A 25,226-nucleotide genomic window follows, 5' to 3' on the forward strand; every position below is an offset into this window, starting at 1 on the left:
GGTGAGCCTGAGTTTTAAATCCCTCACAATCTGGATCGTTGCGTTGACAGGCGCCGCGCTGGCGCTGCAGGCGGTATATGTCGCCCTCTTCGGTGGCTGGGATATTACCTATGGACGATCCTGGATTCTCTGCGCTGCGGTGGTTATTGCCCTGCTTGGCAATCCACTCGCGGACAGGGTCCAAGACAACCGCTTCGCGGTCGTCAGAAATATGCCCGCCTGGCTCCTGTGGGCGATTGATCTGATTCTGATCGGGGTCTTTATTTTCGGCACGCTCAAGTTTATCGAGATTCAGATCCTCATTGAGGAAACCATATTCGAGTATGACCCGAATGATATCACTATTGCCTTCGTCGCGGTCCTCATCCTGCTGGAAGCGACGCGGCGCCTGTTTGGCCTGCCGATCGTCCTGATCGCGGCCTTCGGCATTCTCTATTGCCTGTATGGCCAGTATATGCCGGGGTTCCTCAATCACTCGGGCTTTTCGCTTAACCGTTCGATGCAGACGATCTGGTACAGCTTCCAGGGGGTCTTCGGCCTGCCGATGGGCGTTGTGTTGCAGGTTGTTCTGATCTTCGTCGTCTTTGGTGTCATTCTGGAGAGTACCGGCGCGAGCGATGCGCTGATCCGCGCCTCGGTGGCGCTGACCGGGAAGACCCGTGGCGGCCCGGCGCATTCCGCCGTCTTCGCCAGCGCCATCTTCGGCAGCATGTCCGGTAGTGTGACGGCCAATGTGGTCGGCACCGGTTCCTTCACCATTCCCATGATCAAACGGCGCGGTTTTTCCGGCCCCATGGCGGGTGGCATCGAAGCCGCGGCCTCGACGGGCGGCCAGATCGTACCCCCGGTGATGGGCGCGGCGGCGTTCCTGATGGCGGACCTGACAGGGGAGGCTTATACGACGATCTGTATCGCCGCTCTCATTCCGGCGCTGTTTTATTATGGCTCGCTATTTGCCTCCATTTCCATTCAGGCCGGTGCAGACGGGATCGAACCGCTGCCGGAATCCGAACGGCCGCCGCTTACCCGCAAGGATATGCTGGCCTGCCTCGCCTTTGTGATTCCCATCGCGATTATTGTCTTTGTGCTGGTCATGGGGCGCTCGCCTGCGCTTGCCGGTTTCTGGGCCATCGTCGCGGCGGTCATCATGGGTGTCTTCAACAAGAAGAACCGCGAGAATCCGGGAGTCATCTGGACGGCCCTGGTCAAGGCGGGCCGCTCCTGCGCCTGGATTATCGTGGCTGTCGGCTGCATCGGTGTCATTATCGGTGTCCTGAACCTGACCGGGCTGGGTATCTCATTTGCCTCCGTGGTGGCGGAATTCAGCGAATTCTCACTGCTGGCGGCCCTGATCACCACGGCGCTGGCCGCGCTTGCCCTCGGCATGGGAATGCCGACCCTGCCGGCCTATCTCATCATTATTCTGGTCCTGGGACCGGTGATGCAGCGGATGGGTGCCGAGCTGCTGGCGACCCATATGTTCGTCTTTTATTTCGGCGTGCTGTCCGCCATTACGCCGCCGGTTGCCATTGGCGCGTTTGCCGCGGCCCCCATCGCCAATGCCCATCCGTTCACGACGGCGCTCTATGCCGTGCGGATTGCGCTGGTCGGCTTTATCATCCCGTTCATCTTTATTTACGAGCCGTCGTTGCTGCTGGTCGGCACCTTCGACGCGGTGAGCTTCGTGCGGGTGGTCGTCTGCCTGTCCCTCGCGATCTGGCTCATCAATACGGCGCTGATCGGTTATGAGAGGCAAATGCTGGGCGCGCCGGAGCGATTGTTGCGCGGGCTTGCCGGTGCCGGTCTGCTCATCCAGATACCGACGTTGCAGATTACCTTCCTGGTGATCGGCCTGTCGTTGATTACCTTCGGAACCATCCGGTCCCGTCGTAAATTGCAAAACTAGATCCTGTTACCGTTATTCCAAAAAAGAAAAAGGGAGAGAGTAATGAAAAGAAGAAATTTACTTAAAACAATGGGGGTCGCGGCTATCGGGCTCGCGGCGACACTGTCGATATCGCACACGGCAACGGCAGCAGAGTCGTTTAAAATGGCGTCACTTGGCGCGGCAAACTCGACAACAACCTTCTCCATCGCTGCCATTGAAATCCTGAAGAAGGCCTATGGTTATCAGATCCAGCTTCAGACTGGCGCCCCGGCGACCCGTCAGGCTGTTGATGCGGCGAAGAAAGACCTTGATCTGTTCGTGACCGCCGTGTCGATCAATCACTTCATGAAAACCGGCACCAGAATGTATGCGAAGATGGAGGACTCCAAGGAGTTGTTCAGCGAGCTTCGCGGCATACTGAACTATCCGATCGGCCCGTATCACGCGGTTGTCTGGGCCGATTCCGGCATCAAGTCGCTTGCGGACCTCAAAGGCAAGCGCGTCTTCACCGGCCCGCCGTCAGGTGCCGCACGGACGGTGTCCCAGCAGATCATCAAAGGTTCGACCGGCTATGAGCCGAAAAAGGACTATGAGGCCATCAACCTCGACTTTAACTCTGCTCTGCAGGCCTTCCAGGATCGTCAGGTCGATGCCTATTTCGTGCCGACATCCGTTCCAAGCCCGCAGATGGCACAGCTTGCCACCATCGCGCCAATTCGGATTCTTGGCATTCCTGATGAGGCCCTTGAATCAGAAGACATGAAGGCGGCATCGAGCCTGCCGGGCCGTGAATTCATTATGCTTCCGGTCGGTCTCTATGACAACCTCGTCAACGAAACCGAAGTACGCATGCTGAACTCGGTGGTTGGTCTTGGTACGAATAAATGGATGAGCGAAGAAGACGCGTATAACATCACCAAGGCAATTCTGGAGCATAACGCGGAGCTTGCTCAGGCAGCCGCCTGGATGAAGGTGATCACGCCTGAAACCGCGCTCAGCCAGATGAATATGCCGCTGCATATCGGTGCCTATAAATACTACAAGGAAATCGGCATTGAGGTTCCGGAAGAGATTATTCCGCCGGAAGCTAAATAAAATTTCTCCCACGGATTGCACCGCTGGCGCGAAGGCGCGGCGGTGCGATTCATTTCTGGACTGAATTCTAGCCTAAGGAAAACGGTAAATGCGCGCTCTTATCTGTACAGAATTTGACGGTCCTCCCTCTCTCAGCGTGACAGAGGTTGAAACACCTGCGCCGGAGACGGGGGAAGTCCTTATTCAGGTGACGGCCGCGGGCATTTGTTTTGCCGATGTCCTGATGAGCCGCAACAAGCATCAGAACAAGCATGAACCGCCATTTTCGACCGGTATGGAAGTGGTGGGGGTGGTCTCCGCGCTCGGTCCCGGTGTCGACGGCTTTCGCCTCGGCGACAAGGTGGCCGCGCTGGTTTATGACGGCGGCCATGCGGAATATGTCTGCGCGAAGGTGAACGAGGTATTCCTGCTGCCCGACGGGTGCGATCCCGTGGCGGCGGCGGCGCTTCTCTCGGTGGCGCTCACCTCAGAGATTGCCCTCACGGAAAAGGGGCAGATAAAACCCGGTGAGACGGTTCTCATTGGCGGGGCCGCCGGGGGCGTTGGCCTCTCCGCCGTGCAGCTTGCCAAATTTCACGGCGCGAAGGTAATTGCCGCCGTCAGTGATGTTGAAAAGGCGCAGGCCTGTCTTGCCGCCGGGGCGGATACGGCGCTTCTCTATGGCGATGATTTACGCGACCGCGTGAAGGCGGCCAATGACGGGCGCGATGTGGATATCGTTCTCGATCCGGTCGGCGGCGATTTTGCCGACACGGCGGCCAATTGCCTCGACTGGGACGGGCGCTATCTGGTGATTGGTTTCGCCGGAGGCGGGATTCCCAAATTCGCCGCCAACCGCCTGCTGGTCAAGAACCGCAGCGTTCTCGGCATGGTGCTCGGCTATTACCGCTGGCAGAAGCCGGCGCGGCTGGCACTTGCGGCCAAGGTCGTGCTCGGGGCGATCCGGGATGGCGCCCTGAAAGTGCCGACCGAGCCGCTCGATACCCTCGACGCTGTGCCCGATGCCATGCTCAAAATTGAAAACCGGCAGATGATCGGCAAGGCCGTGGTCCGCCTCGCCTGACCTCTCAGGCGAGGGAGCGGACCGTTTCCTGCTCATCGATGGCGGGATCCGTATCGAAGCGGACGCCGTCATAGCCGCTGGCTGCCACCGTGTTGATCCGCGCCATATATTTCGGCGTGCCACCATTATAGACGAGATGGCGGACCCGCCCGGCTTCATGGCCCTTGACGTTGGAATTATAGCCGGTGAACCAGGATTTCGCCTTGCGCATCAGCATGATCTTGTACATTTCCACGACTTCGGAAGTCCATTGCTGCTCGGCTTCCTCGGTCGGTTCCGCGCGCGTGTAGCCATGCTTATGCATGAACTCAAGAAGGTCCATTAACCAGTTGACGCCGCTTTCAATTCCGCGCGGATAGTTTGTCGAGGCCGAGCCGCTTTGCGGGCCGTTCGGCATCAAAAGGTTGGGGTAGCCATGCACCATCATGCCTAGGAAGGTGGCGGGCGCCTCGAACCATTTGTCTTTAAGCGACGCGCCGCCGACGCCGCGGATATCGATATGATCGAAGGCGCCGGTCATGGCATCGAAACCCGTCGAGTAGATGATGACATCGAGGTCGTGATCCCCTGCCGCCGTGCGCAGGCCGGTCTCCGTCACCCGTTCCAGCGGGTTCTCCTGAATATCGATGAGATGGACATTATCGCGGTTATAGGCCTCGAAATAGCGGGTCTCCAACGGCACCCGCTGCACGCCGAAGCCGTGATCCTTGGGGATTAGCTTGTCGGCGGTCACCGGGTCGTTTACGCGCTGGCGGATGCGGTCGGCGATATATTCGGAAAATTCTTCGTTGGCGGCCTCATTCATGAAGATTTCGCGGAAGTTGGCGAGCCAGATACCAAATCCGGGTTCGTCATAGAGCTTATCCCAGAGGGCCAGCCGCTCTTCACGTGACACCTCATGGAATGAGCGGGGGTCGATCCGGTGCACAAAACCGCCCGGTGACAGGCTGCAGGTTTCGAAAATCTCGTCATAGCGGGAGCGGATATCCGCCATTTCCTCATCCGAGATCGGGCTGTTGTTGAGCGGCGCGCTCCAGTTGGGGCGGCGCTGGAAGACATGGAGTTCCTCCGCCTCCCCGGCGATGACCGGAATGATCTGGATGGCGGTGGCGCCGGTGCCGATAATCCCGACTTTCTTGCCCTTGAGGTCGATGCCCTCATGCGGCCAATAGTAAGTGTGGAACGACGGGCCCTTGAAATCCTCCATCCCATCGATATTAGGAAGGGTTGGCTGCGACAGCAGGCCGATCGCCATGATGACGAAGCGGCTGCTCATCTTGCGGCCATCGGCAAGGCTCAGGTGCCAGATGCCATGCTTCTCGTCATAATGCGCGGCCTCGACCTTGCTGTTGAACTGCATATGCCGGCGCAGGTCGAACTTGTCCGCCACATAGTTGAGATATTTCAGATTCTCCGGCTGACTCGAAAAGCGCTCTTTCCAGTGCCATTCGTTGAGCAGTTCATCGGAGAAGGAATAACCGTAGGTATAGCTTTCTGAATCGAAGCGCGCGCCGGGATAGCGGTTGTTATACCACGTCCCGCCAAGATTATCGCTGCCCTCCAGCACGGTGGCGCGTATGCCGATGTCAATCAGGCGCTTGATCTGGTAGATACCGGCCACTCCTGCACCGATGACAATGACTTCATAATCCGTTTCTGGCCGTTGGGTCATGTTTTGCTCCTGGTCTTGTTAATTTTATTGCCGGTTCGCAAATCAAAGATCAGCAGTCTGTCATATTACTGATCATTCCTGCCCTTGTCACATGTAACTTTTAGGCGGTTGTTCGTGTGGCGACACCAATTGACAGGGGTCGGGGGAGGCAGTAATCAAAGAGGAGGGGTCAGATACCCGATCGCCATAAAGGATAAAAAATGACGGCGTCGCAAGAGAACCTTCCCGAAGAGGTAAAAAAATACCTGCAGTCTGCAGACTATGTGGATAGCGCCTCGCCTGAAGTCCAGGCATTTGTGGCGAATGCCCTTGCCGATCTGCCGCCAGATGCCACGAACAAGGACAAGGCGATCTGCCTGTTCGATGTGGTCCGCGACAAAATCCGCTATGATCCCTATTCCGCGTCGATGGATCCCGAAGACTATCGCGCAAGCGCTGTCGCTAAGCAGGGGACAGCCTATTGCGTGCCGAAGGCCATCCTGCTGGCGGCATGTCTGCGGGCGGCGGGCATTCCGGCGGCGCTCGGCTTTGCCGATGTGCGCAATCACCTGAACACACCGAAACTGACGGAGCTGATGGGATCGGATCTGTTCATCTATCACGGCTATGTGCAGCTCTGGCTGGGCGCGGAAAGTTTCAAGATCACGCCCGCCTTCAACATGGAGCTTTGTGAGCGGTTCGGCGTCAAGCCGCTGGTGTTCGACGGGACACGGGATGCCCTCTTTCATGAGTATGACGAAAAGAACCGCCAGCATATGGAATACGTCAACGACCGGGGCTTGTTCGTCGACATCCCGATGGAAACCTTCATGTCGGATTTCAAGGCCGCCTATCCGGGGATGGTGACGCATGCCAACAAGAGCAAGGCGGAGCGGGATAACATAAAAGATACCTTTACGGCATAATTCATCGGGCTATTCTGACGTTTTGTTAGTGCGAGTGTGTTGATGCGGGAAACACGGGGCAGGCGAAAGGGCAGAAGCAGTCAAACTGCGGAGACCCGCAAGCTTCTTCTGGCGGCGGCGGCGCGGCAGTTCCGGGAAAAGGGCTATGCCGCCACCACGCTCAAGGAGATCGGTGCCGTTGCCGGGATCGAACCGGCAAGCCTGTATTATTATTTCGCGTCCAAGGAAGACATTCTCGAAGAAGTGCTCGATCTCGGCTTCCGGCAGTCGATGGATGCGGTTGCTACCGTCTGCCGGGAGTGTGAGGCGCGCGGGGCGGGCTTTCGCGAGAGCTTCCGTGCCATGATCCATGCGCATCTACGCTGCATCCTGATCGAGGGCGACTTCGCGGCCGCCACCATGCGGAATTTCTCGACCATGCAGGGCTCCTTGCGCCGGCGGCATCGACCATCCTTTCAAGCCTATGGCGATCTCTGGGTGAGGCTGCTGACAACAGCGCAGGCGACAGGTGAGGTCCGGGCGGATATCGACCTGTCATTGCTCCAGCGGTTGATCGTCGGCGCCCTCAACTGGACGGTGGAATGGTTTGATGCGGATCGTTATCCGCTGCGCGACTTTTTTGACAACGCGGCAGGACTGTTGCTGGACGGCATGCTCGATCCGTCCGCCAGGACCGGTCTGCGTGCGAAAGTCCCGCTTTTTGTCGATCCGGTGTCCGAGATCGGGAGAAGCCGGGCGAAGGCGGAGAAAACACGGAATATGATTATCTTCTCTGCCTCGCAGATTCTCTGTGAAAGCGGTTATGAAAATACGACCTTGCGCCGGATCGCCGAGGGGGCCGGTGTCAAGGCCGGAAGCATCTATTATCATTTCTCCTCAAGGGAGGAGGTTATTGACGAGGTTCTGACGTTGGGCCTGCGCGGAATCGCGGATGGTGTCAGTGCTATCCTGGATAACGAAGCGCTGTTTCCCGACCATGGCAGTCGGCTGGCCGCCGGCATACGGGCCCATATGTTGCATCTTTACGCGCGCCACGCGTTTGTCTCGACAAATATCCGGGTCTACGGACAAATTCCCAAGGGGGTCAGCTTGCGGCATATTCCCGAGCGCCGCGCCTATGCCGCCATCTGGGACCGCAGCCTCAACCGGGCGCAGGCGGCGGGGGCTCTCCGCGTGAATCTCGATGTCATTCCCATTCGCCAGTTTATGCTCGGTGCCCTGAACTGGACGGTGCTGTGGTTCGATCCCGAACGGCAAAAGACGCGGAATTTCAAGTCACTGGACGAGGTGATCGATGTGCAGCGCGCCTTGTTTCTCGAAGGGATCGTTGCACGGGAAGCCGCTGTCTCTGCGTAGCTGCCGCTGCGGCTGGGCTTAGATTTTTACTGACCGGCCGGTGTCTGATCGCGGCCGTATTTCCAGACGCGTGCCGGGGGAAGATTGCGGAAGATTGTCGACATCCGGGTCCCCCTGATGCCATGCCGGGTTGCGAGAGCGGGCGCGATGGGCGCTTTCGCCGAATAGGTATATTGAATCAGCACGCCGTCCGGCCTGAGCAGGGTGAAGAACTGCTTTAAAATGGAGACCTTGTCCGCTTCCTTCATATTCAGGAGCGGCAGGCTGGACACGATGACGTCGAAGCTGCCGGCATGGTCCGGGCTGATCAGATTTGAAACGGAGCGTGCATCTCCGACAATGACGTTTATATCGGGGAACTTGCGACCGAGAAAGGCAGCGAGGGTGACATCCCGCTCAAGCAGGTAAAGCGCGTCCCGGGGCGCCCCGCGGTCGAGCAGGGCCTCGGTTATGACGCCGGTGCCGGGTCCGATCTCCAGGATGCGCTTGCCTGCCGGATCGGCCGCCTCGGCCATGGCCCGCGCCAGCAACGGTCCGCTGGGGGCGACGGCGCCAACCTGCCGGGGACTGCGCAACAGGGCAAGGACGAATGGTTGATACAAAAGCCGGGCCCTCCATACGACCGGATTGGGATCAGGAATTACGCGCCGGTGGAAGGCGAGCCTGACAATTAAATCATAAACAGCGGTTCGTTGAAAAGTATTGATGACACCGCCGGACCCCGCAATATGTGGAAAAATTTGTAAACCGGGGGTCCCGATAGGGATAAATCATGCCATAGTAAGACCGAAAGAAAAAGGAGAGAAAAATGAATCTGGGTCTTGATGGGAAAAGCGCCATTGTCACCGGCGGATCGAAGGGAATCGGGGCCGCGGTCGCCCGCGGGCTGGCATCGGAAGGCTGCGCCGTGCATCTGGTCGCGCGGAACGAGGAATTGCTGGCGAAGACGGCGGCGGACATCTCGGAAGCTACCAAAGTTACGGTGACATATTCCGCCCTTGATCTGAGCGACAGCCGCAGTATCAGGACGCTGACGGAGGCAACGGTGCTCCCCGATATCCTCATCAACAACGCAGGCGCCATTCCGGCGGGCGACCTCCTCTCGATTGACGAGGCGCGCTGGCGGGAAGCCTGGGATCTGAAGGTCTTCGGTTATATCAATCTCTGCCGCGCCTATTATGCCTTGATGAAGGACCGCGGCCATGGCGTGATCATCAATGTGACCGGCCTCGCGGCGGATCGTTTCGATGCGGGCTATGTCGCGGGCACCACGGGGAACGCTGGTCTCAATGCCTTCAGCAAGGCGGTCGGCGGGCGCAGCCTCAATGACGGGCTGCGGGTGCTTGCCGTCAGTCCCGGCGCCGTCGCGATCGAACGGATCGAGACTTTGATGCGGACTCGCGCAGAGCAGCAGTTTGGCGATCCTGACCGCTGGCAGAGCTATCTTGGCAACCTGCCGGGCGGCCGCGCCGCAACGGCGGAGGAGGTGGCCAATGTGGTCACCTTCATGGCCTCCGATCGTGCCAGCTTCGTGAGCGGCTCAGTGGTCAATGTCGATGGCGGCCATGGCGGCAACATGGGCAGTTTTTCCTGATACCCGGCGGCGAAATCAAGAGACAAAACAGCAATACGGACAAATGGTTGAAATAAAAAAACTCACGGGGCTGATGGGAGCCGAGATCACGGGCGTCAGGATCGATGAGGGGATCGCGGATGATCTTGCGGATCTGCTGCGCCATGCACTCGCGGATCACCAGATGATCGCGCTGCGCGGCCTGCATCCGACGATCCGGCAACAAAAGCAGCTGACCGAGGTGTTCGGACCGCTCATGAAACTCCCCTATGTCGCGCCGATGCCGGAAGATGACGAGGTCATTGCCGTACTCAAAGAGGCGGAAGAACGTAACACCGGCGTCTTCGGCGGTGACTGGCATTCCGATTTCAGCTTTCTTGAAAACCCGCCCGCCGGATCGGTCCTGTCGGCAATCGAGGTGCCGGAAGTGGGCGGGGATACGGTCTGGGCGAGCCAGGTGGCCGCCTATGCCTCCCTCCCGGAAAAACTAAAGAAGATCGTTGACGGGCGGCGCGCGGTACATATCGGCGCGCCCTATGGCGTGACCCATCAACCGCCGGAAGAGGAACGGTCAGGGGCTTCCATCCGCATGATCCGCGGCGATCCCGATGCCGATCGGGAAATCCTGCATCCGGCGGTGATCACCGAGCCGCTCAGCGGCCGCCGGTCGCTCTTCCTGAACCCGATCTACACGACCCGGTTCGAGGATATGAGTGAGGCGGAAAGCGCCCCTGTTCTCGCGGAAATATACAAGCATTGCACCCGCCCGGATTTTTCCTGCCGCTTTCGCTGGCGCGCCGGGGATGTGGCGATCTGGGACAACCGCACCTCCCTGCATTACGCCACCAATGATTATGATGGCGTCCGCAGGTTGCTCTATCGCACGACGTTTAGCGCCGATCCGCCCGCGGCCTGAGGCCTCATGCGGCGACGCCGTTTCGTAAGAGCTTGCCCGGAAGCGCCGCCGCTTCGGGGATGGAGGTCTGGTTTTCTTCCAGCAGGACTTTGCCGTTGACGATCACCGTCTTGATCCCGCTTGCTGGTGAGATCAGGCGATCCGCCCCCGTCGGCAGGTCATAGACCCGTTCCAGCTTGCCCGCCGCGACCGTCGCCGGATCGAGGATGACCACATCGGCGAGCGCACTTTCCTTGAGGACGCCACGATCCGTAATGCCGAACAGTTCCGCCGGTTTCTGCGTCAGCATATGGATGGCCTTTTCCAGCGTCAGCGTGCCGCGTTCACGCACCCAATGACCGAGCAGATGGGTCGAATAACAGGCATCGCAAAGCTGGCTGGCATGGGCGCCAGCGTCGGACAGGCCGAGGATCATGTTGTCGTCCTGCAACAGCTCGGCGACTTCCTCCTCGTCATAATTGGTGATGGCGAAGCGGAAGCGGGCGACGAAGTCGGTTTCCAGCGACAGGTCCAGCACGAAATCAACCGGATCCTTGCCGACGCTTTTCGCAACATCGACAAGCGGCTGTTCCTCCCATTCCGGATTGTCCGGTGCCATGGAGACCACCGTCCGGTCGACCCAGCCGGCAAGGGCATTGCGCGCACCTTCCGCCGTATCCTCGCGGAACTGCTTGCGGAACTCGGGGTCGCGATAGATCGCCTTGCGTCCTTCCCGGTCCGCTTTCATGACCTGCTTGAACAGGGGGCGCATCTCGAAGGGGAAGGGCTCGTTAAACTCGAAATCGAAATTGATCGGGCGGCAGGCGACCTGCGGATGGATTTTCGCACCATTGGCCCTGAGGTCATTCGTAATTTTCTGATGCTTGCGGTGGGAGCCGGGACCGGACATCCCTGAGAGGAGCGCCGTCCAGGTGACCGGGATGTCATGCTTGCGGGCGAGCAGCGCCAGCTGGTCATGAAACAGGGTCGGGCCGACGGTCGCCTGGATGATCTTGGCGCCGGAAATCTTCGCGGCGGAGACGAGGCTGTCGATCTCGATCATGTCGGAGAGGCGGCTCGGCACCGGATTGCCGCCATAGCCGTGATGGGTGGTCGCTTGCGATGTGGAAAAGCCGATGGCTCCGGCCTCCATCGCGCCGCGCACAATATCGGCCATGGCCTCGATCTCGTCGTTGTTGGCGGTACGTTCCACGGCATCCGGGCCCATGACATAGGTGCGGATCGGCGTATGTCCGGCGAAGACCGCGAGATTGATGGCGGAGCCGCGCGCCTCGATTGCATCCATATATTCGGGAAAACTTTCGAACGGCCAGTCATCGCCAAGACCGCTTGCCAGCGCGTCATAGGACATGCCTTCCACCTTTTCCAGCGTGCGCATGATGTTGGTGCGGTGGTCGGGCCGGGTCGGCGCGACGCCGAAGCCGCAGTTGCCGATGACCGCGGTGGTGACGCCATGCCAGGGGGAGATGGACAGCATCCGGTCCCAGATCACCTGCGCATCGTAATGGGTGTGGATATCGACAAAGCCTGGCGTCACCGTCAGGCCGGTGGCATCGATGACCTGGTCGGCGTCTTCGTCAACCTGTCCGACGGCGACAATGCGACCATCTAAAATGCCGATGTCTCCGATATAGCCGGGTGCACCGGTGCCGTCGATGATGGTTCCGCCAGTGATTTTGATATTGAGTGTCATGGTCAATGTCTCCTCTGCCGCAGTTTGTCTGCTGTTGTTGTTCTAGGTGGGCCGGGTCGTGAGCCAGGGCCAGAGATCGTCGGCCTCCCGTTCCAGGACATTACCGCCAATCCAGTCCGCCCAGTAGCTGTCGGAGCCGAATTCATCGCGCCAGGACCAGAGCCGCCGGGTGCGGAAATGCAGGTCATGCTCATAGGTAAAGCCGATGGCACCATGGATCTGGTGGGAGATCGCGGCGGCGATGCCCGCGGCCTCGCTGATCCGGGTCTTGGCGGCGGCAATCTCGAAGGTGCTGTCCAAACCGGATTGCTGGGCGAGGTCGGCCGCCTGAAACGCCCCGGTGGATGCGGCGCCGGAGGCCGCCGTATGTCCGGCGAGCTCCGCCATGCTCTGCTGGATGGCCTGGAATTTTCCGATGGCCCGGCCAAACTGGACCCTGTCGTTGGCATATTGCACGCTGGCCTCCAGTATCCATTCCATCGCCCCGGCCATCTGCGCCGAGCGCATCATCGCCCCGAGGGCAAAGATTGAGCCTAGCGTCGTCCCGCCGGGCAGGCGGCCCGTGGCGGCAGGGGTGGCATCCTTAAAAGTGAGCGTATCGCGCGGCTCGCCGGCGATATTCTGGTTTTCGGTCACGCTGTAGGCGCCCGCTTCCATCAGGGCAACGTCACCCTCTGCGGTGATCACCACAACCTGCGCCGCCGTCCGGCCCCAGGGAACGCGCGTTGCGGTTCCGCTCAGCTTGCCCGCGGAGAGGGACAGCATTTCCTCCGCACGGACGGGCGCAAGCACGGTCATTCCGGCGGGAAGGTCGATCTCCGCGCTCGCGAGTAGCCAGTTGGCGAGAATGCTCTCCACCACCGGCATGGGCACCGCATGGCGGCCGATGCCGCGGGCGATGACTTCGGCATCCGCAAACTCCGCGCCGACGCCGCCGAATTTCTCCGGCACCAGGATATGCAGAAGCCCGTTTTCCTCAACGGCGTTCCATAAATGCTCAGGAAAATCAGAAGCTTCCGCGGATTCCTTCAGGCTCTTTGTGACATGCTCGGTGAACAGCTTTTCAACCGTATCTGCCATAATCTGACGCATTTCATTCATCGCAGACCGAGCCCCCTTGCAATAATCCCTCGCAGAATTTCCCGTGTCCCGCCACGTAAGGAAAAGGACACCACCGCCTGGGTCAGATAGGCGCGAACCTGCTCGAAATCGCTGAGGGCGGTCATGCTGGCTTCCCCGCGGCCGATCCGGTGGGCAATTTCCGGGATTTCCTGTTCATATACCGCGCCGAGGTCTTTCACGACCGAGGCTTCCAGCGCCGGATTAGCGTCCGTTTCCAGCTTTCCGGCAACGGAGATGGACATCCGCCGCATTGTCGCGAGATGGGCGACAAGGCGGCCGATCTGTTCCTGCGCACGGGCGTCGGGCTGAAGCTTTGCCTCGCGGATAATCTCGATCAGCAGCTGGATGGAGGACATGTAGCGCTCCGGACCCGAGCGCTCGAACGCAAGCTCCGCCGTCACCTGCTTCCAGCCGTCACCCTCCGCGCCGATAAGGTTTTCGTCGGGCACGAAGACATCCTCGAACACCACCATGTTGAAATGGACTTCCCCGGCCATATTCTTGATCGGGCTGATGGTCAGCCCCTTGGAGTTTTTCAGATCGATCAGGAACTGGCTCATGCCCTGATGGCGGTTTTCCGGATTGTTGCCGGTGCGCACCAGCGCGATCATCCAGTCGCAGCTTTCGGCGCCGGTCGTCCAGATTTTCGATCCGTTGATGACATAGCCGCCGTCGGTTTTTACCGCCTTGGTTCGGATCGAGGCCAGATCGGAGCCGCTGTCCGGCTCGCTCATCCCGATGCAGAAGAAGGATTCGCCGCGGATGATCCCGGGCAGGATGCGGTGGCACTGCTCTTCCGTTCCAAAGCGCATCACTGTCGGGCCGCTCTGCCGGTCAGCGATCCAGTGGCTGCCCACCGGCGCGCCATAGGCCAGCACCTCTTCCAGAAAGGCGTAGCGCTCGAAGAAGGAGCGTTCGCCGCCGCCGTACTTCTTCGGCCAGGTCATGCCGATCCAGCCGCGCTCCCCCACTTTCCGGGAAAACTCGGCGCTCTTGCCGGACCAGGAACGGGAGCGGAGCACCGCCGGGTAGTCGGCGAGTTCTTCTTTCAGGAAGGCACGAACCTCCTTGCGAAGCTCCTCGGCCTCCGGCGGCAGGCTGTAGGGGTCAAAATTGAAATATTGCATATGAAACCGGTTTCTCTTTCGGGTGGCCGGTATTTTCCGGTCACGTTCTTTTTGTTGTTGCGCTCCTATTCTGAATAGGAACGATGCATATGGCAACCGCTATTCCGGCACGGCGAGTTCCGACGATGCCCGTTTCGGAGCTTTTTTGAGCAGCAGCAGCAATGGCGCTGCCAGGATCATCACCCACATCATCGCCGTGAAATCATTGAGGAACGCGATTGTCGATGCTTGATCCGTAATTTCCGCGTTCAGCGCGACGGCGCCCGACGTCGTGTTCCAGTTCCACGCCTCCGGCAGCCAGGGGCGCTGCATGGCATCGCGGAACGGGTTCATCAACTCGGCCATGGTGGCGTGATTGATCTGGGTATTATGCGACAGCATGGTGAAAACGATGGATATCCCGATACTACTGCCGATATTGCGCATCAGGCTGAACATCGCCGTGCCTTCATTACGAAAATGCGGCGCGAGTGTCGAAAAGGCGAGGGTGCTGAGGGGAACAAAAATAAACCCAAGCCCGAGTCCTTGCGTGATTCCCGTCCAGACGATGGTGGCAATGGGGACCTCGGTCGTGAAGCGGGACATTTCCCAGAGCGAGAGAGCAGTGAGGGCGATCCCGGTCAGGATCAGCAGGCGCGTATCCATCCGCCCGACCAGCCGGCCGACAATCATCATGGCGATCATGGTGCCGATGCCGCGCGGTGCCAGCGCATAGCCGGTGATCAGGACAGGAAAATCCATGAGATTCTGCAAAAACGGCGGCAGCAGGGCGAGGGTTGCCAGCAGGATCACCCCGATCATAAAAATCAGCAGGAGACTGACCGCGAAATTCCGGTCCATGAACAGCTTGGGGTCGATAAAGGGTCGTTTCGCCGTAAACATATGGACGAGGAACATATACAGGCAGAGCGCGGCGACCACGGCTTCAATAATGATCTCCGAGGAGGAAAACCAGTCTTCGGAATGGCCCCGGTCCAGCATGAGCTGGAGCGAGCCGATGGCGAGGGAGAGCAGGGCGAAGCCAAAGAAATCGAAATGACGGGCCCGGTCCCGGGTGGTTTCCGGAACGAACGCCAGAATGCCGAGGAGCGCCAGGATGCCAAAGGGCAGGTTGATATAGAAGACCCAGCGCCAATTGTACATTTCCGTGAGATAGCCACCGAGGGTCGGGCCCAGGATCGGGCCGACCATCACCCCCATGCCCCACATGGCCATGGCGGAGCCATGCTTTTCAGTGGGATAGGTATCGAGCAGCACTGCCTGCGATAGCGGGACCAACCCGGCGCCGAACATCCCTTGCAGGATTCGGTACAGGACAATCTCGGAGAGCGAATTGGCCGCTCCGCATAGCATCGAGGTGATGGTGAAGCCGGTGACCATGATAACGAACAGCCGCTTGCGCCCGAGACGGGACGCCAGCACGCCGGTCGGTGGTGTCATGATCGCCGCGGCCACGATATAGGAGGTCAGCACCCAGGAAATCTGGTCCTGCGTTGCCGACATGGTGCCTTGCATATGGGGCAGGGCGACATTGGCAATCGTGGTATCGAGCGCCTGCATGATCGTCGCCAGCATGATGGAAACGGTTATCAGTCCCCGCTCAAGCGGTGTGCTCTCGCTGGCGGCGGCGGTCATTTGCGGTCGGCCGTCTCGTTCGCTGTGGCTATGGGCATGGCGCTGAACCAGTCGAGGACCACATGCAGGACATGCGGTATATGGCGCTGTTGTTTGGTGTCAATCTCGACCGTGGTGCTCATTCCGGCGCGGAGCGGCGGATCGTCCACATTGGCGTTGACCTTGATCCGCAGCGGGATTCGTTGCACGACCTTGACCCAGTTGCCGGTCGCGTTTTGCGGCGGAATGACGGAGAATTCGGCGCCGGTCGCCTGGCTGAGGCTGAGGACGGTTCCCTGCCATTCCCGGTCCGGATAGGTGTCCACATGGATGATGACGGCCTGTCCCTGCGTGACATGTGTGAGGTCGGTTTCCTTGAAATTTGCCTCAATCCAGATGTTCTTGTTGGCAATCAGGCTCATGACCGGGCTGGTGAAGGCGCCGTTGCCGATCACCTGCTGGCCGATCTGCGGCGTATTGCCCGCAATCCCGTCAAAGGGTGCGCGCACCACGGTCCGCTCGAGATCGAGGGCGGCGCGGTCTTTCGCCGCCTTTGCGGAAAGATATAGCGAATGATCCTCCATCTTTATATCGACATCGCCGCCAAGACGGGCCTTTATTTCCGAGATTTCCTGCCGGATCACGAGCTCCTCCTGCTGCGCGACATCAAGGTCGCGGCGGGTGGAATCGAGCTTGCTGCGGGAGACGGCGCTGCTGGCGATCAGCTTGTTCTGGCGGCCATGTTCCTTCCTGGCGAAGTCGATATTGGTCTTCGCCAGTTTGAGCTCGCCAAGCTTCTGCCGATAGGTCGCCTTCAGGCTGGCGATCTCGTCGCGGGCCCGGACAAGCCCGGCTTCGGCTTCGGCCATGGCGATGCGATAGGGGCGGTCATCGATGCGAAACAGGACATCGCCTGCGCTAACCGGCTGGTTTTCGGAGACATTCACATCGGCGATCAGGCCGGATACCTCCGCCGCGATCATCACCTTGTCCGCCTTCACATAGGCGTTGTCCGTCTCGACATAGCGTCCGCCGGTGAAATAGAAATAGCCGCCGACGAGCAGGACGAGCAGCGGCCCGAACAACAACAGCGCCGGACGGAGCCAGCGCCGACGCCGGCGCGGCCGGGCCGGGGTTTTGCCGACGCTCGGGACATTATTCTCCCCTGACGGCCCATGAGCCGAGGGAGTGGTCTTGTCCGGTGAATCAGGATCGGACGGCTGCATTTGCGATTCTTTCTTCCAGTTCCAGATCCTCCCGGCCGAGACGTTCCTCTGTCGCCAGCAGGCTCTGCTTCATTTGTTGTAATGTCTTGATAAATTGCTCCCGCTCCGCGGCCGTCAGGTCGGCCTGCGCATCTTCATGGGTCTGCGCGGCCCGCTCCCACATCTTGTCCAGCAGGGGCTGGGCCTCCGGCGTCAGGTAAAGCCGCACGGCGCGGCGGTCTTCGGGGTCAGGACGGCGGATGACAAGGCCCAGTTCCTCCAGCCGGTCGATCATCCGGGCCAGTGTTATCGGTTGTATCTCAAGGGTATCGGCGAGCGTAATCTGCTTCACCCCTTCCTGCCGCGACAGGAAGGCGAGGGCGCGCCATTGCGCCTGCGACAGGTCGAGGTCCTGCGCCCGCCGCATCAGGTTGCGCCGCATCAGTCGCGTTACGTCGTGAATCAGGAAGCCAATACTCTTGTCGGGATTTTGCATATATACCGTCCTCATACTAAGGTACATATATAGTAAGCAATGTATATGAAATTTCAACAGATATTTAGTATAAAAAGAAACGCGCGCAAGATAATCCTTGCGCGCGCTCTAAAGATTTATGCCCTTGCAGGCGGCGGCGAGGGCGGTGCCTAGGCGGCCTTCTTCTCGCTCCGTCTCAGCTTGTCGAGGGCCGAGGGCGACACCGCGAAGCGGTCCCCGTAAGTCTCGGCGAGTTGCTGCGCCCGTTTGGCGAAGGCATCGATCCCGACGCCATGGATGAACTGCAGCGCGCCGCCGGTGTAGGCGGGGAAGCCGATCCCGAAGATCGAGCCGACATTGGCCTCAACTTCGTTGCGCAAGACCCCTTCGTCATAGCAGCGCAAAGTCTCGATCGCCTGGCGATAGATGAGCCGGTCCTCGATATCGCGCATCGGCACTTCGCTGTTGCCCTTCATGAACTGGTCGACACCGCGCCAGAGCGTCTTGCTGCCGTCCGCCGCGTAGTCATAGAAGCCGCCGCCATACTGGCGTCCGCCGCGCTCCATCTCCACCATCTTGTGGTTGACGGCGACAGTCGCGTCGTTATTGCTCGGGAAGCCGTCCTTTAGCCCCAGCCGCTTGTCGAGAACCTTGTGGGTATCATGGACCTTCTTTTGCAGCACGAGGCTGACTTCATCGGCGACGGCGAGGGGGCCGACGGGCATCCCCGCTTTCCAGGCCGCCCGCTCGATCAGGGCGGGATCGACGCCGTCGACGATCAGGCTCGCGCCTTCATCGGTGAAGGTGCCGAACACGCGGGAGGTGAAGAAGCCCCGGCTGTCATTGACGATGATCGGTATCTTGCCGATCTGCGTCACATAGTCATAGGCCTTGCGCAAGGTCTCCTCGCTGGTTTTCTCGCCCTTGATCAACTCGACGAGCTGCATTTTATCGACCGGGGAGAAGAAATGGATGCCGATGAAGCGGGCTGGGTCCGGGCAGGCCGCCGCCAGCATCGAGATCGGCAGGGTCGAGGTGTTGGAGCCGTAAATACCGTTCTCCCCGAGCTGCTTGAAGGTTTCCGGAATGACGATTTCCTTGAGGGAAATATCCTCGAACACCGCTTCGATGATGATGTCCGATCCGGCGAAGGCGGCGTCCTTGTCGGTCGGCTTGATGTGATCGAGCAGTTCCTTGCCGTCTTCGTCCTCCATCTGGCCGCGCTTGATCCGTTTGGCGACCAGCCCTTCGGAATAGGCCTTGCCTTTCGCCGTTTTCTCAAGATCGGTGTCTTTGAGATACACGGGCAGGCCGCGCGCGGCGTGGGACCAGGCGATCCCGGCGCCCATCATGCCGGCGCCGATCACGGCAGAGCTTTTCGCTTTCCAGCGCTCGCCTTCCGGGCGGAACTTGCCGTTCTTGATGCCGTTCAGGCCGAAGAAGAAGGTGGCGATGGCGGCCTTGGCCTCGGGTGTCTGCACGAGCGCGCAAATCCCCCGGCTCTCCGCCCGGAGCGCGCTTTCAAAGCCCATCCGCATGGAGTTGACCGCAAGGTCGAGAATGCGTTCCGGCGCGGGCATCAGGCCGCGTGTCTTCTTGTAGAGCATCGTCGGGGCAACGGTCGCCGTCATGCGGATATTGGGCGCATCCGCATTGCCGCCGGGATATTTGAACCCCTTGCGGTCCCAGGGCTGCGCTGCCGCCTCCGGGTTCTCTTTGATCCAGGCTTTCGCCGCCGGGACAAGCTGTTCCTCCGAGCCGACAATCGCATCGACCATCCCCTCGGCGAGGGCCTTGCCCGGTTTCGCGGGTTTGCCTTCAAGGAGCCGGGGCAGGGCCTTTTCCAGCCCGAGCAGCGCCGTCAGCCGGACAACACCGCCCGCGCCTGGCAGCAGGCCGAGGGTTACTTCCGGCAGGCCGACAATGGCCTTCGGGTTATCGACGACAATCCGGTGGTTGCAGGCAAGGCAGAGCTCATAGCCGCCACCGAGCGCTGCGCCGTTGATCGCGGCAACGACGGGGACGGGAAGTTTCTCAATCCGCCGGAAATAGCCCTTCGAATTTTCGATGAAGTTAAAGAAATCCTCGATCGATTCCCCGGTCGTCAGGATGGAGTTGAGGTCGGCCCCGGCGAAGAAGGTATTCTTGGCGGAGGCGAAGACGACCCCCGCAAGGTCGCTTTCTCCTTCCAGTGCCTCGATGGTTTTGCTCATATAGCCGTCATAGGCGTCGCTCATGGTGTTGGCCGACTGGCCCGGCATGTCCATGGTGACGGTGACAATGTTATCCGCGTCTTTTTCGTATCTGAATCCGGTCATGATGCTGCCTCCTACACGCGTTCGATGATGGAGGCGATGCCCATGCCGCCGCCGACGCACATGCAGAGCAGCGCGCGTTTCAGATTGCGCCGTTCCAGCTCGTCCAGCATGGTCGAGACGAGGCAGCCGCCGGTCGCCCCCAGCGGATGACCCATGGCGATGGCGCCGCCGACGACATTGAGTTTTTCATCCGGGACATCAAGGTCGCGCTGGAGCCGGAGGGCGACGGAGGCGAAGGCCTCGTTAATCTCCACCAGGTCGATGTCATCAAGGGTGAGCCCCGCTTTTTGCAGGGCCTTTTTCGATGCCGGGCCGGGACCGGTCAGCATGATCGTCGGGTCGGTGCCGGTCAGGGCAATCGCTCGCACCCGTCCGCGCGGGGTCAGCCCCAGTTCCTTGCCGACTTTCTCGTTGCCGACCATCACCAGAGAGGCGCCGTCGACGATGCCGGAGGAGTTGCCGGGCGTATGCACATGGTTGATCCGCTCGACATGCGGATAGCGGGCGAGGGCAACGTCGTCATAGCCCATGGCACCGGGACCGGCAAAGCTCGCCTTCAGGCTGCCGAGCGTCTGCATATTCGTATCCGGTTTGATGAAGTCGTCTTTCTCCAGAATGATCAGGCCGTTCTCGTCACGGACCGGCACCACGGATTTGTCGAACCAGCCGCTGTCGCGCGCCGTGGCAGCGAGCTTCTGGCTGCGAACGGCGAATTCATCGACATCGTCGCGGGACCATCCCTCGATCGTGGCAATCAGGTCGGCGCCAATGCCCTGCGGCACGAAGCCGGTCGCAAGCACGGTTTCCGGGTCCTCCGCGAAGGGGCCGCCGTCGCTGCCCATGGGCACGCGGCTCATGCTCTCATAGCCGCCCGCGCAGATCAGGTCCTCCCAGCCGCTGGCGACCTTGGCCGCGGCAGTGTTGAAGGTATCAAGGCCCGAGGCGCAGAAGCGGTTGACCTGGGCGCCGGGTACGCTCTCATCCCAGCCCGCGACCTGCAGCGCAACCTTCGGCAGCACCGATCCCTGTTCCTTGACCGGGGCGACGCAGCCGAGCATGACGTCATCGACACGGGAGGTGTCGAGATCATGCCGCTGCTGCATTTCATTGAGCAGCGTGGTCACCAGCGTGATGGGTTTAACTTCGTTCAGCGAGCCATCCGCCTTTCCCTTCGAGCGGGGGGTGCGGATTGCATCATAAATGAAGGCTGCTTCTGTCATTGCCGTTCTCTCCTGATCGGGAACTCTTGAGGGTTCAGTTTATCTGCGCGACATATGGTGAAATATTCTACTGATGACCTAGTTTACGCGCAGGTAAAAGCAACCGTCAATGGCGATGCCATGGCCGGGTGATATTACAGATAAGAGGAAATGAAGGGGCGGACTTACGCCTTGGTATCCAGCGCCCCTTCGATGAATTCCATAGCGTCGCCCAGGGCGGCGATGGAGGCAATCTCGGCGGCGGAGAACTGCATGTCGAAGGCCAGCTCCAGCTCCTCGATCAGGGTCATATGCGCGAGCGAATCCCAGCCGTCGGTGTTGAACGGTGTCGAGTCCGCCGACAGGCTTGCCGCATCGACATTGAAGCATTTGGCGGCCACCGCGCAGACCTTGTCCTCAAGGCTGCCGCTTTCGCTGTCAAATTCCACCTGCTCTTCAGCGAGGCCTGTGGGTGCAGCGGCTGTCCCGGCGGTCAGTTCGGCCATCAGGACCTTGCCCGAGGCGCCGCGCGGCAGGGAGGATATGATCCGGAACTCGGCCGGTGTCCGTTCCGCCGAGAGATGCTTACGGCAGAAGGCGAAGGCATCGGCGGCGGTGATCTCATGGCCGGGCTGCGGCGCAATCGCCGCGACCAGCTTCTCGCCGCGCGCCGTGTCGGGGATTCCGAAGGCGACGGCCTCGGCCACGCCGGGCATGGTGGTGAGGACAATAGTCACGGATTCGGGATGGATCGTCGCCCCGGCGGAAACAATCGCCGTTTTCTTGCGGCCGACGAAATCATAGAGGCCGTCCTCGCCGACGCGGGCATAGTCGCCGGTATGAAAGGCACCATTGCGGATAACGCCGGCGGTCAGCTCCGGCGCGTTGAAATAGCCGCGCATCACCGTCGGCCCCGACAGCACCAGCTCTCCGGTCTCTCCGGCTGGGACGGGCTTGCCGTCATCATCCAGAATATCCGCTGTGCAGCCATGCGGTCGGCCGAGCGATCCGATCCGCCGGGTGGCATCGTCCGGTCCGGCAAAGAGGGCGTCGCAGACCACCTCGCTCAACCCATAGGCATTGACGACGGGCGTGTTGAAGGTTTCCTCGACATGGCGCCAGAGCGCGGCGTCGAGCAGGTCGGCGCTGCACAGGATAAAGCGGAAATCCGGCCCGGTGAAGGTCTCGCGGGCATCGCTGCCAAGCCGCGCGACGATCCGGAGCATGGCCGGAACGGTGATGAAATGGGTGATGTTCCTTTCGCCGAATTTTTTCAGGATCGTGGGCACATTCTGCACCGAGAACGGCGTCTGGCGATAGAGGTAGCCGCCGAACCAGAGGGCGACGAGCGGCCCGCGGATGAGACCGTCCACATGATGCAGCGGCAGGAGGTTGAGCAGGCGCGTGGCACTGTCAAAGCCGTAGATATCCTTGAATATGGCAAGCTGCGCGATCAGGTTTTCATGGGTGAGTTCCACGGCCTTCGGTGTCGAGGTGGTGCCCGAGGTCAGCACCAGAAGCGCGACGTCGGGCCGGGCCTCGATGGCGGGCCAGTCGCCGGGATCGCGTCCGTTCGACAGCACATCATGCACTTCCCGGATCGGGATGATCTTTGATTGCGGCAGTTTACCGCCGAGCGCCGCATTGGCCAGCATTGCTTCGTCCGCATAGAGCGCGGCGGGTTCGCAGACCTCCAGTAGTTCGCCAAGCTCCGGTCCGGTCACCTCGGCATCACCGATTACCGGCGTCATCCCGGCGCGCAGCAGCGCGAGGAAGAGCTTTACCGTCGCGCCCTCATCCTTTGAGGCGACAAGGACGCGGTCTCCGACGGCGAGGCCAAGGTCCGCAAACGCCACGCCGAGACGGCGCATGTCGCGCGCCAGTGTCTCATAGGAGACGGCGCCATTCGCAAGCTCCGCGAATTCCTTCTCGCTGTTGGCCGCCAGCATCCGGTCGAGATGGGCACAGAAATGATCGAAAGCATGTACGCCCGGCTTGATCGGCAACTCAAACATTTACTGACTCCTTTTGTACCGCCTCCAGCCGAAGGCGCATTTTATCGGCAAGCACAGCAGCATTTTCTGCCGCGCGCAGCATGGAAAGATGATCTCCCGGCACATCGATGAGCGTGACCGGACCCTCGATCACCCGGCCCCAGCCGAGATCGTCAAGACGATAGCCCCACTGGATATCCTCGGCGCGAAATACGGTGGCCGAACCGGTCCAGGGAAGCGGGGTATATTCCGCCATCTTCGCATAGAGCTGGCGGATGATGGCGCGATGCGCCTCCGCGTGATTGCCGAGGTCCATGCGGATCTGTCCGTAGCGATGCAGGACCAGCGGATCCTCCGTGCCGGGGAGCAGGGTGCGCCAGTTGCGAGCGGTATAGCGGGCGGCATAGAGCATTTCCTCCATCGGATTGCGGAGGAACCGCGCGCCAACGGTTCGCGGGCGGATGCGGGTGTCCAGAATAAACAGCTCCCCCGCCCATGGCTCCAGCGCGGAAAAATGCCGCGCCGTCTCGAAGGCGAGCAGGCCCGCGAAGGAAAAGCCGCAGATATGAACCGGGCGCGGGATGTCGCTCTGGTGGATGTCGGCGGCAAAGCGGGCCGCAATCTCAGTCAGCCCGAGGTCATCGAGAACCGCGACCATATCCGGCGCGAGACGGGCGCCAAAGCATGAATATTCCGAAGAAAGCACTTTCTGGATCGGTTGGGCATAGATGACATGGCCGCCAAAATCCGGCAGGAAGACGAGGCTGCCGCCTGTCTCTGCGCTGTTCATGCGCATCAGGGTGCGGGGCAGGGAATTTTGCGATCTTTGCATATTCACCTCCCGCTTTCCTTTTCGGCGCCATTTGCATAGGGCAGGCGGGCGTTCTCCTCAACGCGCTCCTTCGCCGCGGCGGCGCGCTTGCGCTTTATGCCAAACTCTGCAATCTCCGCAAAGTCGGGGGCGCGGAACCACAGGCTGTGATAGGCGGGTTCCATGGCGATGCCGCGTTCGGCCTTGTGCTGGCCGGTGGTGCCGAAATTAATGGCGGATTTCCCTCCCGCGAGCGCGGTCTCATATGTCTGGTAGATGCCAAGCTCGAAATGCAGGAAGCGGATGTCGCCCGAATGTCCCCAATGATGGGCGTAGATTGTCTCCTCGCTCAGAAAACTGAGCTGCATGGCCACCAGTTCCTCGCCCTTGTATGCGAAGGTGAGGTCCTGAACATCGGCCATGGTGTTAAAGATCTGCTCGAAATAGGCAAGGTTATGCCAGAGTTCCGTTTTGTTATGGTTGTAGGTCGCGGCGTACATCTCGAAAAAGGGCGCGGCCAGTTCCGCGGTGAGGCTGTCTCCGCGATAGCTCCGGTACGTCAATCCCTCGGCAGCGACCTTCTTGCGCTCCCGCCGAACCTTGGAGCGGCCGCGCGAATGCATCGCGGCCAGAATATCGTCGAATGTATTCGCCCCCGGGTTATGCCAGACATAGGCATTGCCCTCGCTTTTCAGGAAACCGGCAGTTTCCGTGGCATCCCATTCCGGCGCCGTCATATAGGTGATCTGGACGGAGGAGGCGCTGTCTTTTTCCGCCTGCTGCCGCAGCGCCGCGAGAAGGGTTTGCCGGGTTTCGGCTTCATTCTCGCCTGCGCAAACCAGCAGGCGCGGTCCGGCGATCGGCGTCATTGGCACTTCGACCTGAAGCTTCGGGTAGTAAGGGCCCGCCGCCCGGGTGTGGGCCATGGCAAGGCCGAGATCGACCCCGAGCTCGCCTTCCGAATGATCCTTGAGATAGGCAGGCGCGGCGGCAACCACCTTGCCGGTCTTGTCCCGTAGAATGATATGGCGGGGATGAAAGCCGTTTTCCGGGCTGGCGATGCCGCTTTCCTCCAGCGCCAGCAGATGGCGGTGCTGCACATAGGGATGATCCGGACCGGCGCAGCGGTCCCAGTCCTTAGCCGGAATATCGGCCATGGCGGTAAAGACGGAGACGATTCCGCTCTCCATATTCAGCATG

At 60.4% G+C, this 25,226-nt stretch carries 20 protein-coding genes; 7 read left to right on the forward strand and 13 right to left on the reverse strand.

Features of this window, described 5'->3' with window-relative positions; genetic code table 11:
- Position 1: 1 nt before the first annotated feature.
- The 3 genes from AAC599_RS04205 to AAC599_RS04215 all read left to right on the forward strand — a co-directional run bounded on the left by AAC599_RS04205 (position 2) and on the right by AAC599_RS04215 (position 4,046).
- Positions 2–1,906: a TRAP transporter fused permease subunit gene (locus tag AAC599_RS04205; RefSeq protein ID WP_340149151.1), complete on the forward strand. Its 1,905-nt coding sequence runs from the start codon at positions 2–4 to the stop codon at positions 1,904–1,906.
- A gap of 42 nt (positions 1,907–1,948) precedes the next feature.
- The gene (locus tag AAC599_RS04210) at positions 1,949–2,983 is read left to right on the forward strand and encodes a TAXI family TRAP transporter solute-binding subunit (RefSeq protein ID WP_340149152.1); all 1,035 of its coding nucleotides are present in this window, start codon (positions 1,949–1,951) and stop codon (positions 2,981–2,983) included.
- 88 nt (positions 2,984–3,071) lie between these two features.
- Positions 3,072–4,046: an NADPH:quinone oxidoreductase family protein gene (locus AAC599_RS04215; protein ID WP_340149153.1), complete on the forward strand. Its 975-nt coding sequence runs from the start codon at positions 3,072–3,074 to the stop codon at positions 4,044–4,046.
- A gap of 4 nt (positions 4,047–4,050) precedes the next feature.
- Here AAC599_RS04215 and AAC599_RS04220 read toward each other — a convergent pair whose 3' ends face one another.
- A complete protein-coding gene (locus tag AAC599_RS04220) occupies positions 4,051–5,718 on the reverse strand; it encodes an NAD(P)/FAD-dependent oxidoreductase (protein ID WP_340149154.1) in 1,668 nt (555 codons plus the stop codon).
- A gap of 200 nt (positions 5,719–5,918) precedes the next feature.
- Here AAC599_RS04220 and AAC599_RS04225 point away from each other — a divergent pair, with 200 nt between their 5' ends.
- Positions 5,919–6,623: a transglutaminase family protein gene (locus AAC599_RS04225; protein WP_340149155.1), complete on the forward strand. Its 705-nt coding sequence runs from the start codon at positions 5,919–5,921 to the stop codon at positions 6,621–6,623.
- A 42-nt stretch (positions 6,624–6,665) separates the two neighbouring features.
- Positions 6,666–7,979 carry a TetR family transcriptional regulator gene (locus tag AAC599_RS04230; protein ID WP_340149156.1) on the forward strand — a complete coding sequence of 438 codons (1,314 nt, stop codon included), beginning with the start codon at positions 6,666–6,668 and terminating at the stop codon, positions 7,977–7,979.
- Between the two features lie 26 nt (positions 7,980–8,005).
- Here the strand turns inward: AAC599_RS04230 and AAC599_RS04235 are convergent, their stop codons facing one another.
- Positions 8,006–8,581, reverse strand: a complete 576-nt coding sequence (locus AAC599_RS04235; protein ID WP_340149157.1) for a methyltransferase domain-containing protein — start codon at positions 8,579–8,581, stop codon at positions 8,006–8,008.
- 206 nt (positions 8,582–8,787) lie between these two features.
- On the opposite strand from AAC599_RS04235, the gene AAC599_RS04240 reads away from it, so the two are divergent.
- The gene (locus tag AAC599_RS04240) at positions 8,788–9,573 is read left to right on the forward strand and encodes a short-chain dehydrogenase/reductase (protein ID WP_340149158.1); all 786 of its coding nucleotides are present in this window, start codon (positions 8,788–8,790) and stop codon (positions 9,571–9,573) included.
- Between the two features lie 43 nt (positions 9,574–9,616).
- Entirely contained in the window at positions 9,617–10,468 is an 852-nt protein-coding gene (locus AAC599_RS04245; RefSeq protein ID WP_340149159.1) for a TauD/TfdA family dioxygenase, read from the forward strand.
- Between the two features lie 4 nt (positions 10,469–10,472).
- On the opposite strand, the gene AAC599_RS04250 is transcribed toward AAC599_RS04245, so the two are convergent.
- From AAC599_RS04250 to AAC599_RS04300, 11 genes are all read right to left on the reverse strand, one after another.
- Positions 10,473–12,161: an amidohydrolase family protein gene (locus AAC599_RS04250; protein ID WP_340149160.1), complete on the reverse strand. Its 1,689-nt coding sequence runs from the start codon at positions 12,159–12,161 to the stop codon at positions 10,473–10,475.
- 42 nt (positions 12,162–12,203) lie between these two features.
- A complete protein-coding gene (locus tag AAC599_RS04255; RefSeq protein ID WP_340149161.1) occupies positions 12,204–13,262 on the reverse strand; it encodes an acyl-CoA dehydrogenase family protein in 1,059 nt (352 codons plus the stop codon).
- Entirely contained in the window at positions 13,259–14,410 is a 1,152-nt protein-coding gene (locus AAC599_RS04260) for an acyl-CoA dehydrogenase family protein (RefSeq protein WP_340149162.1), read from the reverse strand. Before AAC599_RS04260 ends, AAC599_RS04255 begins: the two co-directional genes overlap by 4 nt.
- Positions 14,411–14,509: 99 nt before the next feature.
- Positions 14,510–16,045, reverse strand: coding sequence for a DHA2 family efflux MFS transporter permease subunit (locus AAC599_RS04265; RefSeq protein WP_340149163.1), 1,536 nt, complete (start codon positions 16,043–16,045; stop codon positions 14,510–14,512).
- Positions 16,042–17,250, reverse strand: coding sequence for an HlyD family secretion protein (locus tag AAC599_RS04270; RefSeq protein ID WP_340149164.1), 1,209 nt, complete (start codon positions 17,248–17,250; stop codon positions 16,042–16,044). The genes AAC599_RS04265 and AAC599_RS04270 overlap by 4 nt, the downstream gene beginning before the upstream one ends.
- The gene (locus AAC599_RS04275; RefSeq protein WP_340149165.1) at positions 17,231–17,725 is read right to left on the reverse strand and encodes a MarR family transcriptional regulator; all 495 of its coding nucleotides are present in this window, start codon (positions 17,723–17,725) and stop codon (positions 17,231–17,233) included. The genes AAC599_RS04270 and AAC599_RS04275 overlap by 20 nt, the downstream gene beginning before the upstream one ends.
- A gap of 149 nt (positions 17,726–17,874) precedes the next feature.
- A complete protein-coding gene (locus AAC599_RS04280) occupies positions 17,875–20,022 on the reverse strand; it encodes a 3-hydroxyacyl-CoA dehydrogenase NAD-binding domain-containing protein (RefSeq protein WP_340149166.1) in 2,148 nt (715 codons plus the stop codon).
- A gap of 11 nt (positions 20,023–20,033) precedes the next feature.
- The gene (locus AAC599_RS04285) at positions 20,034–21,242 is read right to left on the reverse strand and encodes an acetyl-CoA C-acetyltransferase (protein ID WP_340149167.1); all 1,209 of its coding nucleotides are present in this window, start codon (positions 21,240–21,242) and stop codon (positions 20,034–20,036) included.
- A 164-nt stretch (positions 21,243–21,406) separates the two neighbouring features.
- Positions 21,407–23,236, reverse strand: coding sequence for an AMP-binding protein (locus AAC599_RS04290; protein WP_340149168.1), 1,830 nt, complete (start codon positions 23,234–23,236; stop codon positions 21,407–21,409).
- Positions 23,229–24,047, reverse strand: a complete 819-nt coding sequence (locus tag AAC599_RS04295) for a thioesterase domain-containing protein (protein WP_340149169.1) — start codon at positions 24,045–24,047, stop codon at positions 23,229–23,231. Before AAC599_RS04295 ends, AAC599_RS04290 begins: the two co-directional genes overlap by 8 nt.
- Before the next feature lie 2 nt (positions 24,048–24,049).
- Positions 24,050–25,225: a GNAT family N-acetyltransferase gene (locus AAC599_RS04300; RefSeq protein ID WP_340149683.1), complete on the reverse strand. Its 1,176-nt coding sequence runs from the start codon at positions 25,223–25,225 to the stop codon at positions 24,050–24,052.
- Between the last annotated feature and the right edge of the window lies 1 nt (position 25,226).

The sequence above is a fragment of the uncultured Sneathiella sp. genome (genome assembly GCF_963976355.1).
Classification (GTDB): Bacteria; Pseudomonadota; Alphaproteobacteria; order Sneathiellales; family Sneathiellaceae; genus Sneathiella.

Bases quoted from the DNA above. Each gene is read 5' to 3' on its own strand.
- AAC599_RS04210 (WP_340149152.1), top strand. From the start codon at position 1,949: ATGAAAAGAAGAAATTTACTTAAAACAATGGGGGTCGCGGCTATCGGG.
- AAC599_RS04215 (WP_340149153.1), top strand. From the start codon at position 3,072: ATGCGCGCTCTTATCTGTACAGAATTTGACGGTCCTCCCTCTCTCAGC.
- AAC599_RS04220 (WP_340149154.1), bottom strand. From the start codon at position 5,718: ATGACCCAACGGCCAGAAACGGATTATGAAGTCATTGTCATCGGTGCA.
- AAC599_RS04225 (WP_340149155.1), top strand. From the start codon at position 5,919: ATGACGGCGTCGCAAGAGAACCTTCCCGAAGAGGTAAAAAAATACCTG.
- AAC599_RS04230 (WP_340149156.1), top strand. From the start codon at position 6,666: ATGCGGGAAACACGGGGCAGGCGAAAGGGCAGAAGCAGTCAAACTGCG.
- AAC599_RS04240 (WP_340149158.1), top strand. From the start codon at position 8,788: ATGAATCTGGGTCTTGATGGGAAAAGCGCCATTGTCACCGGCGGATCG.
- AAC599_RS04245 (WP_340149159.1), top strand. From the start codon at position 9,617: ATGGTTGAAATAAAAAAACTCACGGGGCTGATGGGAGCCGAGATCACG.
- AAC599_RS04250 (WP_340149160.1), bottom strand. From the start codon at position 12,161: ATGACACTCAATATCAAAATCACTGGCGGAACCATCATCGACGGCACC.
- AAC599_RS04255 (WP_340149161.1), bottom strand. From the start codon at position 13,262: ATGAATGAAATGCGTCAGATTATGGCAGATACGGTTGAAAAGCTGTTC.
- AAC599_RS04260 (WP_340149162.1), bottom strand. From the start codon at position 14,410: ATGCAATATTTCAATTTTGACCCCTACAGCCTGCCGCCGGAGGCCGAG.
- AAC599_RS04265 (WP_340149163.1), bottom strand. From the start codon at position 16,045: ATGACCGCCGCCGCCAGCGAGAGCACACCGCTTGAGCGGGGACTGATA.
- AAC599_RS04270 (WP_340149164.1), bottom strand. From the start codon at position 17,250: ATGCAGCCGTCCGATCCTGATTCACCGGACAAGACCACTCCCTCGGCT.
- AAC599_RS04275 (WP_340149165.1), bottom strand. From the start codon at position 17,725: ATGCAAAATCCCGACAAGAGTATTGGCTTCCTGATTCACGACGTAACG.
- AAC599_RS04280 (WP_340149166.1), bottom strand. From the start codon at position 20,022: ATGACCGGATTCAGATACGAAAAAGACGCGGATAACATTGTCACCGTC.
- AAC599_RS04285 (WP_340149167.1), bottom strand. From the start codon at position 21,242: ATGACAGAAGCAGCCTTCATTTATGATGCAATCCGCACCCCCCGCTCG.
- AAC599_RS04290 (WP_340149168.1), bottom strand. From the start codon at position 23,236: ATGTTTGAGTTGCCGATCAAGCCGGGCGTACATGCTTTCGATCATTTC.
- AAC599_RS04295 (WP_340149169.1), bottom strand. From the start codon at position 24,047: ATGCAAAGATCGCAAAATTCCCTGCCCCGCACCCTGATGCGCATGAAC.
- AAC599_RS04300 (WP_340149683.1), bottom strand. From the start codon at position 25,225: ATGCTGAATATGGAGAGCGGAATCGTCTCCGTCTTTACCGCCATGGCC.